We start from the raw sequence: 14,149 nt of genomic DNA on the forward strand, positions 1-14,149 counted from the left end.
TCTAGCCTCTTTCATCTGGGCGGGTGCCGGGCACCCGCGGTAAACGTTCTTCGAGCAGCTGGTGCAGTGCGCTGCCCTCTGGCCAGTTGCGCAGGAAGCGCGCACGGTCACGGGCATAGGCGCGGGCGAAGCTCGCTTCTCGCGAGTGGCGCTGCATGGCATCGAGGTCGATCAACGACCACTGCCCGCCTTCGCCCTGCTCCTGCCAGAACAGGTTGTGCCCCTTCAGGTCGCCATGGCTGATGCGCTCGCGCACCAGCGCCGCGAACAGTCTGTCCAGGGCCGCAAGATCCGATTCTGGCGGCAGGCCGCCCCCCTCCGGTTGGTCCAGGTAGGGTTTGAAACGGGCGATTATATCCTGACCCGCCAGGTAATCGGTAATAAGGAAGGCCGGGCCGCGCAGCCAGAACCAACGACGTTCGAGTACCGCCAGTGGGCGCGGAGTGGCGATGCCGAGGAAGTCCAGGCGGTTGCCTTCGCGCCACGAAGCCCAGGCGCGACTAGGGCGCCAGAAGCGCTTGAACCAGTGCAGCAGGTTCTTGATGTTGTAACGCTTGATGACCAGCGGACGGCCATCCAGCTCGACCCGCGCCACAGTCGCCGCGCCGCCGGTTTTGTAGATGTGTCCGCGATTGATGTAGGCATCCGGATCGGCCAGCAGCGGCTGCAGGTCGGACTCTTCCTCGCGACGCACCGCGCGCAGGCCGAACGGCCCCTTGAACACGCTGAACAGGCTGCAGTCGCGGGCGATCTTCTTCATCAGGTCGCCGACGCGCCAGCGCCGCACCCTGGCGATTTCCTTCTGCAGGGCTTCCAGCGGCAGCGCGTGCTCGCCGTTGGCCAGCAGATAGTGGATCAGCAGCTCTTCCAGATACGGATCGAGGCTGGCCGGCAGCTGGGCGAAGAACACCCCGAGGTTTTCCAGCACCTGCTTGCGCGACAGCGGCTGGCCGGGCGTTTCCGCGCGGATGCCGGCGCCGTCGATCAGGTACAGCTGGCCGCCGTGGCGCAGCAGGTTGTCCAGGTGCAGGTCTTCCTGCCACAGGCCTTTGGCATGCATCCGGGCGATGGCGGTCAGGGCTTCGGCGATGATCGCGGTCTGTTCATCGGACAAAACCGGCTGGCCTTCCACGGCGCGCCAGGCATCCCAGAGACTCTGGGCGCTATCCAGGAATTCGAAGAGCAGCCAGCCGCCCTCACCATCCTTCAGGCCGTCAGCCAGAAGCTGCGGCGTGGTCAGGCCCTGCTCGGCGAGCAGGCGCACGCCTTCGCGCTCGCGCTGGAAGTGCCGCGCGGCCTTGCCGCCGACCAGCAACTTGGCCAGCACCGGACGGCCACGCCAGTTGGCCGCACCGACATAGCGCTGCCCGGGCAGTACGCGCAGCAGGCTGTCCAGGCGCAGTTCGGCGGTGCCGGCACCATCCTCCAGCTCGACGCGCAGCGGCAGCGCGGGAGTACGGCCGGCGTCGCGCAGGGCGGACAACCTCATGCGCGGCCTTCCTTCTTCTTGCGGCGGGCGCCGAGGCGGCGGTACCAGTCATCGACCTCCCGACCGCTGGCCGAGGTGCCGAGATAGGCCGCCAGCAGGTTGCGCACGTCGGTCTCGTTCCAGTCCGGCGCACGGCGCAGCAGCGGTTCGAGGTCGCGCACGCGGTCGCGCTGGCCGAACCACAGCGGACGGGTCTTCTCCAGGTCGATCAGGGTCGCTTCGAAGGCGTCGTCCGTCTCGCGCAGGAAAATGTGCTTGGGGTAGAAGCAGCCGTGCATCTGCCCGGCCTCGTGCAGGCGGCGGGCAAGCATGCCGCAGGCCCACAGGATGGCCTGGCGCCGCTCGGCGGAGAGGTTCGACCAGCCCTGCAGCAGGCTGTCCAGGTCGCGCCAGCCGTCCAGGGCTCGGGTCATCAGGATCGCCCGGCGTTCGCCGCCCACCTGCCGCGCGCCGAAGAAGGCCGCCTGCATCGAGGGGATGCCGAGCTGGTGGTAGCGCTGGATATTGCGGAACTCGCGGCTGAAGGTCGGCTCGCCCATGGGCTTGCGGACGCTGCGGGTCAAGTGGTTGCTCTGGCGCTTGAGGTAGTAGGCGGTGCCGTCCAGCTCCAGGCGGTAGACGCTGCTCCAGCCACCGCGCTCGGTGTTGGGCTCGTCCACGGCTTCCAGCTGCAGGTTCCACAGGGCGTCGAAATCGGCCAGGGCGTTGCGCTCGAGCAGCGCCTGATCGTCGCTGGCAATGAAATCCTTCACTCGCGTCCCTCGAAGAAATGGACGATGCGCCGCACGCGCTTCTTGTCCGAGGCGTTGAGTCGCTCGCGGCGCCGGTACAGCAGGTAGAACTGCAGGCGCTGGGTGTACGACAGGTGATACTTGGCGACCTTGTCGAGGGTCGCCAGGTCCTTGGTGATGCGATACCGGAGCATGAAGCTGACCCAGTAGCCGCCGATCGGGCAATCGATGAAATACACCTTGCCGGCTTCATCCACCAGGACGTTGCGCCACTTCAGGTCGTTATGGGTGAAGTGGTTGTCATGCATGATCCGCGTGTAGGTCGCCAGCTGCCGGCTGACGTGCTCGACCCAGGCGCGATCCTGCAGGCGCGGGTCGTTGCGCTTGGCCAGGGCGTGGAGATCCTCGGTGCCGACCAGCTCGCGGGTGATGATCGCACCACGGGAGAAGGCGCCGTCGACGCGCTCCAGGCCGTGGGCCACCACCTGCGCCGTGGGAATGCCCCACTTGGCGAACTGCTTGAGGTTCTGCCACTCGGCCTTGACCCGCGGGCGCGGCAGGTAGCGCCGGAAGCCCTTGCCCGGCTTGCGGTAGCGTTTGACGTAATAGCGCACGCCATCGCGCTCCACGCGAACGACATCGGACATCGCATCCTTGGTGATGCGCTCGCCCTCCAGCGCGAACACGGCGTCCAGGCTGCCGAAGTCGGCATCCAGGTGCTGGTAGTCGGCTTCGAGTGCCCAGCCGGCCATCAGAGCAGGTCTCCATAACGTTGCTTGCGGTCGTACAGCTTGGCGGCCTTGCGCTCCATCCACGCCAGCAGCGCGGCCTCGTCGCGCAGGATGTCACGCAGATTCTTACCGAAGTAATCACGCAGGAAGCGCAGTTTGTCGCGGCGCGTCAGGCCGATGTCCAGCGCGGAAAAATAAAGCGCTGCCAGGTCCTTGTTGCGCCAGCGGCGCGGCGTCGCGGCGCGGGTCTGGGCGCGGTGCAGGTCGATCACCGACAGGCGCAGGTCGTCGGCGCTGACCGGACGGTCGGTGTGCAGCAGGAAATGGCAGATGTAGCAGTCGCGGTGGTTGACCCCGGCGCGGTGCATGGTGCCGACCATCTTCGCCACTTCGGCGATCAGCGCGCGCTTCAGGCGCGGCTGCGGCGGCTGCTGCAGCCAGTCCAGCGACAACACTTCCAGGTCGGTGGTCGGCGCCAACTCCTCGGTGATGATGAACGAATGCTGGGCGGCCGGATTGCCGCCGCGCTCGCCATAGGCCACCGCGGTCATGGTCGCCACGCCGGCCTGGTGCAGGCGCTCCAGGGCGCGCTGCTCCTGGCCCGCGCCGAGCACCGGCAACTTGACGCTGAAGAGATTCTTGACGATCTCGCCCCAGCCGATACCGCGGTGGATCTTCACGAAGTAGCCACGCCCGTCGACTTCGGTGCGCAGCGTGCGGCGGCCTTCCAGTTCGCGGTAGACCTTGCCCTGCAGGCGCTCGACCTCGACGAAGGGGTCCTTGCCGGCCCACAGGGTCTTGAAGGGCTCTCTCAGGTCCAGCTTCATGCGCGCTCCCGCAGGATCAGGTCGGCGGCATGCTGCGGCATGCTGTAGAGATCGGCAGTGTCGGCGAAGGCCAGACCGTTACGCGACCACTCGGCGCGCGCCGCATCGTCCTCCAGCATGTCCTTGAGCAGGGCGTTGAAGCGCTCCTGCTCGAAGGGCGACGGCACCACGCGACCGGCCTTGGCTTCGTCGATGTAGTGAGCGTAGCCGCAGACATCAGTGACCAGCACCGGCAGCCCCGCCACCACCGCCTCCAGCAGCACGGTGCCGGTGTTTTCGTTGTAGGCCGGGTGGATCAGCAAGTCGGCGCCGAGCAGGAAGCGCGGGATGTCGCTGCGTCCCTTGAGGATCTGCACGTTGTCCGACAATCCCAGCGCCTTGACCTGCAGCAGGAAGGGCTTGGGGTCGTCCTGGCCAATGGCGATCAGCCGGGTGCGCTTGCGCAGCGCTCGCGGCAGCGCGGCCAGCGCCTTGAGGCTGCGGTCCAGCCCCTTGGTCTTGAAGCCGGAGCCGATCTGCACCAGCAGCAGGTCGTCATCGGCCAGCTTGAACTCACGGCGGAACTCGGCGCGGATTTCGGCGGCATTGGCCGGCGCGCGACGATCCTGGGCAATGCCCGGCGGCAGCAGGTGGAAGCGTGCCGCAGGCGTCCGGTAATGCTTGATGAACAGCGGCTGCTGGACCTCGGAGATCATCAGGATCTCGGTCTTGGACTCGGGCGCAAACACCGCGCGCTCGTAGTCGGCGAAGTGCTTGTAGCGGCCCCAGCGGCGATAGAAGGAGTTGCGCAGGGTCTGCGCCTTGTCCTCGAAGCAGCCGTCGGCGGCGTAATACAGATCCAGGCCCGGCATCTTGTTGAAGCCGACCACCCGGTCCACCGGCGAGCGCGCGAGATCCGCGGCCAGCCAGGCGCTGAATTTCTCGTTGCGGCGATGATTGAACAGCGACTTCACCGGCGCCACGCGTACGTCGAAACCCGGAGGCACTTCGCCTTCCCAGATCGGCGTGTAGACGCGGATGGCATGGCCGCGCTGCTGGCACTCCAGGGCGATGCGCATGAAGTCACGCTGCAGCCCGCCGAAGGGGAAGTATTTGTAGAGGACGAAAGCCAGGGTCATCGAAGCGTCTCCGGGGCCAGCAGCAGTGCCTCCAGTTGTATCGCCACGCGCTGCGGGTTGAGGCGCGTGAAGCACAGGGGCTGTTCATGCCGCAGGTCGAACTGGCGCTTGTCTTCGGCCGTCGGCTGGTAGGTGCAGGTCTTCTGCAGGCAGGGGGCGCAGGGCCAATCACTGCCCAGGTGTACCTGCGAGCGCCCGTAGGCACCGGTCAGGCCCGGATTGGTCGGGCCGAACAGCGATAGGGTCGGCACGTCCAGCGCGGCCGCCAGGTGTCCGAGCCCTGTGTCGACCGCCACGCAGGCGGAAGCGCCGGCCAGTACCTTGGCCATGCCTGCAAGGCTTAATTTGGGGAGCACCGAGGCATTTTCCAAGCCCTGGGCCAGCCGCTCGGCGCGCTGGCGCTCGGCGTCGTTGCCCCAGGGCAGGCGCACCGACCAGCCGCGCTCGCCCATGCGCTCGGCCAACTCGCGCCAGTAGGCCTCGGGCCAGTGCTTGGTGACCCAGGTGGTGCCGTGCAGGAATACCAGGTAGGGCTCGGTTTCCACCGAATCCAGCAGGCGGCTGCGGTCCAGGCCGTAGTCACCGGTGCCGGTGGGCAGCGGGTAGTCCAGCGCCTGGGCGAACAACTGGCGCACGCGCTCAACGGCGTGCTGGCCCCAGGCGACCGGGTAGGTGCGGCGATAGAAGCGGCTGGCGGCCGGCTCGCGAGCGGACTGACGATCCAGCCCGGCGACCGGGGTGCGACGGCGCACGTAGCGGGTCAGCCAGGCGCTCTTGAGCAGGCCCTGGGCGTCGATCACCAGGTCGTAGTCGACTTCCTTCAGGCGCCGCTTGAAACGGCTCCATTCACCGCTCTTGATCGTTTGCCAGAGGTTCTTGCGCCAGCGGCGGATCGCCACCGGGATGACCTGGGCCACCGCCGGATGCCAGGCGGGAATCTCGGCGAAACCTTCCTCGACCACCCAGTCGAACTGGATGCCGGGAATGGCGCGGGCGGCGTCGGTGAGCGCCGGCAGGGTATGGATGACGTCGCCCAGGGACGACGTCTTGATCAGCAGCACTCGCATTCAGCGGTCTTCCACATCCACCGGGTCAGCGACCAGACGGTCCAGCGCTTCGAGCACCGGACTCGGCCTGAGTTCGCGCAGGCAGTTGTAGTGGCCGAAGCGGCACACGCGGTCGAAGCAGGGGCTGCAGTCCAGGCCGAGACGGACGATTTCCACATGCTCGGCCAGCGGCGGGGTGAACTGCGGCGAGGTGGAGCCGTAGACCGCCACCAACGGACGGTTCAGGGCGGCGGCCACGTGCATCAGGCCGGAATCGTTGGTGACCACGGCGCCGGCGCAGGACATCAGGTCGATGGCCTCGGCCAGCGCGGTCTCGCCAGCCAGGTTCACCGACTCTTCGCGCAGACCGGGGATCAGCCGCGAGCGAATGTCTTCGCCACCGGGATGGTCATTCTTCGAGCCGAAGATCCACACCTGCCAGCCAGCGCGGATCTTCGCCTCGGCGACCTTGGCGTAGTACTCGGCCGGCCAGCGCTTGGCCTCGCCGAACTCGGCGCCAGGGCACAGCGCCAGCACCGGGCGGTCCAGGCTCAGGCCGAACTTGGCCAGGGCGGCGTCGCGGCTCTGCGCCTCGATGGACAGGCGAGGTTGTGGATAAGGTTGCGGCAGCTCGGCGCCGGCCTCATAGGCCAGGGCCATGAAGCGCTCGATCATCAGCGGGTAGCGCTCTTTATCCAGCGCGCGGATGTCGTTGAGCAGGCCGTAGCGCATCTCGCCCTTCCAGCCGGTGCGAGTGGGGATGCTCGCGAAGTACGGCACCAGCGCCGACTTGAGCGAGTTGGGCAGCAGGATGGCCTGGTCGTAGTGCCCCTTGAGGGACTTGCCGATGCGCCGGCGCGCGGCGACATCCAGCACGCCGTGGCCGAGCGGGAAGCTCAGGGCCTGGCGCACTTCGGGCATGCGTTCGAGGATCGGCCGGCTCCAGTCGGGCGCCAGCACGTCGATCACACAATCGGGATGGCGCTGCTTCAGGCAGTGGAACAGCGTCTGTGCCATCACCATGTCGCCCACCCAGGAGGGGCCTACGATCAGAATTCTCATGCGTTTTCCGAAAAACGACCGGGGAGGCTCTCGCCTCCCCGTACTCCATTCATCCAGCCGTGCGGCGCCGTGTGGTGCCGAGCATCGAATGCCGGCAGTCTAGCCCAGCCAGCGCGCCGGCCGGGCGGATTTCGTCACTCCCTGTGACCTGGCGCAGCGCCAGAACCGGCCAGTCCTGCTCAGGCCTCAGCCCCCAGCCGACAACCCTGCCGAGCTGGCGGCCATCGCCATGTTTGCCAGTTCTTCAGGGGAGTTCATGAAGGAAGCCGGGTGATTCAGGTCAGCTCGAAGGCCTTCCACATCGCCATCACCATGCGGCGTTCCGCATGGAAGTGGTCACCGCTCACGACGCCCGGCTGCTTCTGCAGGGACAGTCGATGGGCTGCTGCACGGTAGGCCCTGTAGGCGTCCTGCAGGCGAAGAACATCTTCACCGGACATCAGGCCAACCCGCTCCAGGCCATCCAGAATGCGGATGTTGTCGGTGAACTCCAGCAGCTCCGGGTGCTGCCACGACCAGGCCAGGGCCGCGTATTGCACCATAAATTCGATATCGACGATACCTCCGGCATCCTGCTTGAGATCGAACGACGCCGCGGCCTCGAAGGCATTTTTCGCGGTGCCGGCGGCCGTGCCGGGGGTGCCCAGGTTGTCGCGCATCTTGGCGCGCATCTCGCTGACTTCCTTGCGCAGCTCGGCCAGGTCGCGCTGCTGGCCGATGACCTTGGCGCGGATCGCCTCGAAGGCGCCGGCCACGCGCTTGCAGCCGGCCAGCACCCGAGCGCGCACCAGCGCCTGGTGCTCCCAGGTCCAGGCCTCGCCCATCTGGTAGGTCTCGAAGGCACGCAGGGAGCTGACCAGCAGGCCCGAAGCACCGCTCGGACGCAGGCGCATGTCCACCTCATACAAGGTGCCCGACGGCGTCTGCGCAGTGAGGAAGTGGATGATCTTCTGCCCCAGGCGGGTGAAGAACTGCGCACCGTCGATGGGCTTGGCGCCATCGGTCTCGCTCTGCGGGTCGCCGTCGTGGATGAACACCAGGTCGAGGTCCGAGCCGTGGCCCAGCTCCAGCCCGCCGGACTTGCCGTAGCCGATGATGATGAAGTCCGGATCACAGGGCGTGCCATCAGAGCGGGTCGGGCGGCCGTGGCGCTGCACCAGTTGGTCCCAGGCCAGCGCCAGCACCTGCTCGAGGATCGCCTCGGCCAGCCAGGTCAGGTAGTCGCTGACCTTCATCAGCGGCAGCGTGCCGGCGATTTCCGACGCCACCACGCGCAGGGCATGGGCCAGCTTGAAATGGCGGAGGGTTTCCATCTGCTGTTCGAGGTCGTCCTCGGGGATGCGCATCAGCCGCTCGCGCAGCTCGGCGCCCAGCTCGGCGGCCTGTGGCGGGCGGAACAGGCGCCCTTCATTCAATAGCTCGTCAAGCAGGATAGGGAAGCGCGCGATCTGCTCGGCCACCATCGGGCTGGCCGCACAGAGGGTCAGCAGGCGCTCCAGCGCGCCGGGGTTCTCGGTGAGCAGCACCAGATAGGCCGAGCGCCGCGCCACCGCCTCGATCAATGGCAGCGTACGCTCCAGCAGCACGTCCGCCGGGCCGCGCTCGGCGATCATGTTCAGCAGGCGCGGCATGAAGGCATCCAGCCGCTCCCGCCCCAGGCGCTGCATGGCGCGCACCTGCGGGCCGTGGCGCAGGTCGGTCAGGCGCTTCCAGGCCGCCGCCGACTGGGCGAAACCGGCATCGGCGAACTGCCGGCAGGCGGACTCCTCATCCACCGCCTCTTCCCAGATCGGAATCCACTCGCCACCGATGGTGGTGTCGACCTTGCCGTCCTCATCTTCGTCCGGGTCGGCGATGACCTGGTGGAAGTGCCAGTCGATGCGTTCGCGCCAGTGGTTGATGGCGTCGTGGAACGCCGACCAGTTGGCGTAGCCCATGATGAAGGCCACGCGGATACGCTCCAGCTCGTCCTCCGGCAGCATCTGCGTCTGCCGGTCGGCGATGGCCTGCAGGGCGTGCTCGGCATAGCGCAGGAATTCGTAGCCCTCGCGCAGCTCGGCGACCACTTGCGGCGGCAGGTAGCCCTGCCCTTCGAGGATCGCCAGCACCTTGAGCAGCGGCCGTTGTTGCAGGCTGAGGTCGCGGCCGCCGTGGATCAGCTGGAAGGCCTGGGCGATGAACTCCACCTCGCGGATGCCGCCGGCGCCGAGCTTGATGTTCTCGCTCATGCCCTTGCGCCGGACTTCCTGCTGGATCAGCTGCTTCATGGTGCGCAGCGCCTCGATGGCGGAGAAGTCCAGGTAGCGGCGATAGACGAACGGCCGCAGCATCTCCAGCAGGCGCTGGCCGGCATCCTGGTCGCCGCCGACCACCCGCGCCTTGATCATCGCGTAGCGCTCCCAGTCGCGCCCCTGGTCCTGGTAGTACTGCTCCAGCGCGGCAAAGCTGTAGACCAGCGGGCCGCTGGAACCATAGGGCCGCAGTCGCATGTCGACGCGGAAGGCGAAGCCCTCGACGGTGATGGCGTCCAGCGCCTTGATCAGCTTCTGCCCCAGGCGGGTGAAGAACTCCTGGTTGTCCAGCGCGCGCTTGGCGCCCTGGGTCTCGCCACCTTCGGGGTAGCCGAAGATCAGGTCGATGTCCGAGGACAGGTTCAGCTCGCCCGCCCCCAGCTTGCCCATGCCCAGTACGATCAGGTGCTGCGGCAGCCCGGAACGATTCCCGATGGGCGTGCCGAACTGCTGGCAGTGGCGGACGTACAGCCATTGGTAGGCCTGGTCGATACAGGCGTCGGCAAGGCCGGACAGGTCGCGGCAGGTGGCGGCCAGGTCGCTGCGGCGGCTCAGGTCGCGCCAGATGATGCGCACCTGCTGGCGCCGGCGGAAACGGCGCAGGCGGCGGCCCAGTTCGTCCTCATCGGCGCAATCCTGCAGCAGCGCTTCCAGCTGGGCGAGCATTTCCCCCGGCTGCAGGCCACGCTCCAGCTCACCGGTCGCGGCCAGCTCCAATAGAAAGGCAGGATCGCGCTGGACCTGCTCGGCGACGAAATCGCTGCCGGCGGTCACGCGGGCGAAATCGGCATGCCGCTCGTCGGGCCAGCCGTCGAAGCTGGCGATCTGCTCAGGGGAAAGCTGGGAAACGGCGGTGCGGAAATTCTGCTCCGCCCGCTCGGCGAGGGGCTTCAGGGTGGCCGGCACAGCGGCCAGGGACGGCAGGCTCATGTTCTATCCTGAGGGGTCGGCGAGGCGCCGGCATTCCTGTCTTTTCGCGCCCCTGTAGTTTTACTACTAACTTTTTCTGGCAGAGGGATGTATCTGCCAACGATTTGTAGTAAAACTACAACCCGCCGGAAACACCCCCGGTGTACTTCCAAGAATTCGCCGCGTCGCCCACGAGGCCGGCGCAGCTATCGGCAACGATCTACTGGCTTCCGATTCTGGAAGCCTTTCCGCCCTGGAGCAAGCCATGCAAGACCTTGATCCCGTCGAAACCCAGGAATGGCTGGACGCCCTGGAATCGGTCCTGGACCGTGAAGGTGAAGACCGCGCCCATTACCTGATGACCCGCATGGGCGAGCTGGCCAGCCGGTCCGGCACCCAACTGCCCTACGCCATCACCACGCCGTACCGCAACAGCATCCCGGTAACCCACGAAGCCCGCATGCCTGGCGACCTGTTCATGGAACGCCGCATCCGCTCGCTGGTGCGCTGGAACGCCCTGGCGATGGTGATGAAGGCCAACAAGAACGACCCGGATCTGGGCGGCCACATCTCCTCCTTCGCCTCCTCGGCGACCCTGTACGACGTTGGCTTCAACTACTTCTTCCAGGCCCCGACCGACGAACACGGCGGCGACCTGGTGTTCTTCCAGGGCCACGCCTCCCCCGGCGTCTATGCCCGCGCCTTCCTCGAAGGCCGCATCAGCGAAGACCAGCTGAACAACTTCCGCCAGGAAGTGGACGGCAACGGCCTGTCCTCCTACCCGCACCCCTGGCTGATGCCGGACTTCTGGCAGTTCCCGACCGTATCCATGGGTCTGGGCCCGATCCAGGCGATCTACCAGGCACGCTTCATGAAGTACCTGGAAAGCCGCGGCTTCATCCCCGCCGGCAAGCAGAAGGTCTGGTGCTTCATGGGCGACGGCGAGTGCGACGAGCCCGAATCCCTGGGCGCGATCTCCCTGGCCGGCCGCGAGAAGCTGGACAACCTGATCTTCGTCATCAACTGCAACCTGCAGCGCCTCGACGGCCCGGTTCGCGGCAACGGCAAGATCATCCAGGAACTCGAAGGCGTGTTCCGTGGCGCCGAGTGGAACGTCAACAAGGTGGTCTGGGGTCGCTTCTGGGACCCGCTGTTCGCCAAGGACACCGCCGGCCTGCTGCAGCAGCGCATGGACGAGGTCATCGACGGCGAATACCAGAACTACAAGGCCAAAGACGGCGCCTACGTGCGTGAGCACTTCTTCGGTGCACGTCCCGAGCTGCTGGAGATGGTCAAGGACCTCTCCGACGAAGAGATCTGGAAACTCAACCGTGGCGGCCACGACCCCTACAAGGTCTATGCGGCCTACCACCAGGCGGTCAACCACAAGGGCCAGCCGACCGTCATCCTGGCCAAGACCATCAAGGGCTACGGTACCGGTTCGGGCGAAGCGAAGAACATCGCGCACAACGTCAAGAAGGTCGACGTCGAGTCCCTGAAGTCGTTCCGCGACAAGTTCGACATCCCGATCAAGGATGCCGATCTGGAAAACCTGCCGTTCTACCGCCCGGAAGAAGGCAGCGCCGAGGCCAAGTACCTGGCTTCCCGCCGTGCCGCCCTGGGTGGCGTGATGCCGGTTCGCCGCGAGAAGAGCTTCCAGGTCCCGGTTCCCCCGCTGGAAACCCTCAAGGCCATGCTCGATGGCTCGGGCGACCGCGAAATCTCCACCACCATGGCCTTCGTGCGGATCATCTCGCAGCTGGTCAAGGACAAGGAACTCGGCCCGCGCATCGTCCCGATCGTGCCGGACGAAGCCCGTACCTTCGGTATGGAAGGCATGTTCCGCCAGCTGGGTATCTACTCCTCCGTCGGCCAGCTGTACGAGCCGGTCGACAAGGACCAGGTGATGTTCTACCGCGAGGACAAGAAAGGTCAGATCCTCGAGGAAGGCATCAACGAAGCCGGCGCCATGTCCAGCTGGATCGCTGCGGGTACCTCGTACTCCACGCACAACCAGCCGATGCTGCCGTTCTACATCTTCTACTCGATGTTCGGCTTCCAGCGTATCGGCGACCTGGCCTGGGCCGCTGGCGACAGCCGCGCGCACGGTTTCCTGATCGGCGGCACCGCCGGCCGTACCACCCTGAACGGTGAAGGCCTGCAGCACGAAGACGGTCACAGCCACCTGCTGGCGGCGACCATCCCGAACTGCCGCACCTACGATCCGACCTACGCCTACGAGCTGGCGGTGATCATCCGCGAAGGCTCGCGCCAGATGATCGAAGAGCAGCAGGACATCTTCTATTACATCACCGTGATGAACGAGAACTACGTTCAGCCGGCCATGCCCAAGGGCGTGGAAGAAGGCATCATCAAGGGCATGTACCTCCTCGACGAGGACAAGAAGGACGCCGCGCACCACGTGCAACTGCTGGGTTCGGGCACCATCCTGCGTGAAGTCGAGGAAGCCGCGAAGATCCTGCGCAACGACTTCGGCATCGGCGCCGACGTCTGGTCGGTACCCAGCTTCAACGAACTGCGCCGCGACGGCCTGGCCGTGGAGCGCTGGAACCGCCTGCACCCGGGCCAGAAGCCGAAGCAGAGCTACGTCGAAGAGTGCCTCGCCGGCCGCAAGGGCCCGGTGATCGCCTCCACCGACTACATGAAGCTCTACGCCGAGCAGATCCGCCAGTGGGTTCCGAGCAAGGAATTCAAGGTCCTGGGCACCGACGGCTTCGGCCGCAGCGACAGCCGCCGCAAGCTGCGCGACTTCTTCGAAGTCGACCGCCACTGGGTCGTGCTGGCCGCGCTGGAAGCCCTGGCCGATCGCGGTGATATCGAACCCAAGGTCGTGGCGGAAGCCATCGCCAAGTTCGGCATCAACCCCGAAAAACGCAACCCGCTGGACTGCTGAGGAGAGGCACGATGAGCGAACTGATTCGTGTACCCGACATCGGCAATGGTCAGGGTGAGGTCATCGAACTGCTGGTCAAGGTCGGCGATACCGTCGAGGCCGACCAGAGCCTGCTGACCCTGGAATCCGACAAGGCCAGCATGGAGATCCCCTCGCCGAAAGCCGGCGTGGTGAAGAGCCTGAAGGTCAAGGTGGGCGACACCCTGAAGGAAGGCGACGAGATCCTCGAGCTGGAAGTCGAGGGTGGTTCGGCAACTGCCGAAGCGCCCAAGGCCGAAGCTCCGGCACCGGCAGCGGAAGCTCCGAAGGCAGAGGCTCCGGCCGCTGCCCCGGCTCCGGCTGCCGCGCCCGCCGCCGGCGCCAGTGTCCAGGACATCCATGTCCCGGACATCGGCTCGGCCGGCAAGGCCAACGTCATCGAAGTCATGGTGAAAGCCGGCGACACGGTCGAAGCCGACCAGTCGCTGATCACCCTGGAATCGGACAAGGCCAGCATGGAAATCCCCTCGCCGGCTGCCGGCGTGGTGGAAAGCGTGTCGATCAAGATCGGTGACGAAGTCGGCACCGGCGACCTGATCCTCAAGCTCAAGGTCGCAGGCGCTGCTGCTCCGGCCGCGGCACCTGCTCCGGCTGCCGCTCCGGCTCCTGCCGCGGCTGCGCCCGCCGCCCCGGCTCCCGCTGCCGCCGCTCCGGCCAAGGCTGCGGAAGCCGCTCCGGTAGGCGCGCCCAGCCGTGACGGCGCCAAGGTCCATGCCGGACCGGCCGTGCGCATGGTTGCCCGCGAGTTCGGCGTCGAGCTGTCCGAAGTGAAAGGCACCGGTCCCAAGGGCCGGATCCTCAAGGAAGACGTGCAGGCGTTCGTCAAGGAACAACTGCAACGCGCCAAATCCGGCGCGCCGGCAGGCGCAACCGGTGGCGCGGGCATCCCGCCGATTCCGGAAGTCGACTTCAGCAAGTTCGGCGAAGTGGAAGAAGTGGCCATGACCCGCCTGATGCAGGTCGGCGCCGCCAACCTGCACCGCAGCTGGCTG

10 protein-coding genes are annotated in these 14,149 nt (G+C 66.5%); 2 read left to right on the top strand and 8 right to left on the bottom strand.

All coding sequences use genetic code 11. The features are described 5' to 3' along the window. Window position 1 precedes the first annotated feature (1 nt). The 8 genes from ACNFBT_RS13560 to glnE all read right to left on the bottom strand — a co-directional run bounded on the left by ACNFBT_RS13560 (window position 2) and on the right by glnE (window position 10,225). Window positions 2-1,489 (bottom strand): lipopolysaccharide kinase InaA family protein, encoded by a 1,488-nt coding sequence (locus tag ACNFBT_RS13560; RefSeq protein WP_416750080.1) that lies wholly within the window; start codon window positions 1,487-1,489, stop codon window positions 2-4. Further along, window positions 1,486-2,241: a lipopolysaccharide kinase InaA family protein gene (locus ACNFBT_RS13565; protein ID WP_416750082.1), complete on the bottom strand. Its 756-nt coding sequence runs from the start codon at window positions 2,239-2,241 to the stop codon at window positions 1,486-1,488. The genes ACNFBT_RS13560 and ACNFBT_RS13565 overlap by 4 nt, the downstream gene beginning before the upstream one ends. Continuing rightward, a complete protein-coding gene (locus ACNFBT_RS13570; RefSeq protein WP_416750083.1) occupies window positions 2,238-2,972 on the bottom strand; it encodes a lipopolysaccharide kinase InaA family protein in 735 nt (244 codons plus the stop codon). The genes ACNFBT_RS13565 and ACNFBT_RS13570 overlap by 4 nt, the downstream gene beginning before the upstream one ends. Further along, a complete protein-coding gene (rfaP, locus tag ACNFBT_RS13575; RefSeq protein ID WP_416750085.1) occupies window positions 2,972-3,778 on the bottom strand; it encodes a lipopolysaccharide core heptose(I) kinase RfaP in 807 nt (268 codons plus the stop codon). Before rfaP ends, ACNFBT_RS13570 begins: the two co-directional genes overlap by 1 nt. Continuing rightward, complete coding sequence (locus tag ACNFBT_RS13580; protein WP_416750087.1) at window positions 3,775-4,896, bottom strand: glycosyltransferase family 4 protein; 1,122 nt, start codon at window positions 4,894-4,896, stop codon at window positions 3,775-3,777. The genes rfaP and ACNFBT_RS13580 overlap by 4 nt, the downstream gene beginning before the upstream one ends. Beyond that, window positions 4,893-5,963, bottom strand: coding sequence for a lipopolysaccharide heptosyltransferase I (waaC, locus tag ACNFBT_RS13585; protein WP_416750089.1), 1,071 nt, complete (start codon window positions 5,961-5,963; stop codon window positions 4,893-4,895). The genes ACNFBT_RS13580 and waaC overlap by 4 nt, the downstream gene beginning before the upstream one ends. Next, window positions 5,964-7,004 (bottom strand): lipopolysaccharide heptosyltransferase II, encoded by a 1,041-nt coding sequence (gene waaF / locus ACNFBT_RS13590; protein WP_416750090.1) that lies wholly within the window; start codon window positions 7,002-7,004, stop codon window positions 5,964-5,966. It abuts the gene before it with no gap. 275 nt (window positions 7,005-7,279) lie between these two features. Continuing rightward, window positions 7,280-10,225: a bifunctional [glutamate--ammonia ligase]-adenylyl-L-tyrosine phosphorylase/[glutamate--ammonia-ligase] adenylyltransferase gene (gene glnE, locus ACNFBT_RS13595; RefSeq protein WP_416750092.1), complete on the bottom strand. Its 2,946-nt coding sequence runs from the start codon at window positions 10,223-10,225 to the stop codon at window positions 7,280-7,282. 244 nt (window positions 10,226-10,469) lie between these two features. Here glnE and aceE point away from each other — a divergent pair, with 244 nt between their 5' ends. Together aceE and ACNFBT_RS13605 are read left to right on the top strand one after the other, a co-directional pair. Continuing rightward, window positions 10,470-13,118, top strand: coding sequence for a pyruvate dehydrogenase (acetyl-transferring), homodimeric type (gene aceE / locus ACNFBT_RS13600; protein ID WP_416750094.1), 2,649 nt, complete (start codon window positions 10,470-10,472; stop codon window positions 13,116-13,118). An 11-nt stretch (window positions 13,119-13,129) separates the two neighbouring features. After that, the coding region (locus ACNFBT_RS13605) for a biotin/lipoyl-containing protein (protein WP_416750096.1) at window positions 13,130-14,149 on the top strand (1,020 nt) is incomplete at its 3' end.

The sequence above is a fragment of the Pseudomonas sp. NY15181 genome (genome assembly GCF_048068055.1).
Taxonomy (GTDB): domain Bacteria; phylum Pseudomonadota; class Gammaproteobacteria; order Pseudomonadales; family Pseudomonadaceae; genus Pseudomonas.

Excerpts from the sequence above, each read along its gene's own strand:
- ACNFBT_RS13560 (WP_416750080.1), bottom strand. The coding sequence starts at position 1,489 with ATGAGGTTGTCCGCCCTGCGCGACGCCGGCCGTACTCCCGCGCTGCCG.
- ACNFBT_RS13570 (WP_416750083.1), bottom strand. The coding sequence starts at position 2,972 with ATGGCCGGCTGGGCACTCGAAGCCGACTACCAGCACCTGGATGCCGAC.
- rfaP (WP_416750085.1), bottom strand. The coding sequence starts at position 3,778 with ATGAAGCTGGACCTGAGAGAGCCCTTCAAGACCCTGTGGGCCGGCAAG.
- ACNFBT_RS13580 (WP_416750087.1), bottom strand. The coding sequence starts at position 4,896 with ATGACCCTGGCTTTCGTCCTCTACAAATACTTCCCCTTCGGCGGGCTG.
- waaC (WP_416750089.1), bottom strand. The coding sequence starts at position 5,963 with ATGCGAGTGCTGCTGATCAAGACGTCGTCCCTGGGCGACGTCATCCAT.
- waaF (WP_416750090.1), bottom strand. The coding sequence starts at position 7,004 with ATGAGAATTCTGATCGTAGGCCCCTCCTGGGTGGGCGACATGGTGATG.
- glnE (WP_416750092.1), bottom strand. The coding sequence starts at position 10,225 with ATGAGCCTGCCGTCCCTGGCCGCTGTGCCGGCCACCCTGAAGCCCCTC.
- aceE (WP_416750094.1), top strand. The coding sequence starts at position 10,470 with ATGCAAGACCTTGATCCCGTCGAAACCCAGGAATGGCTGGACGCCCTG.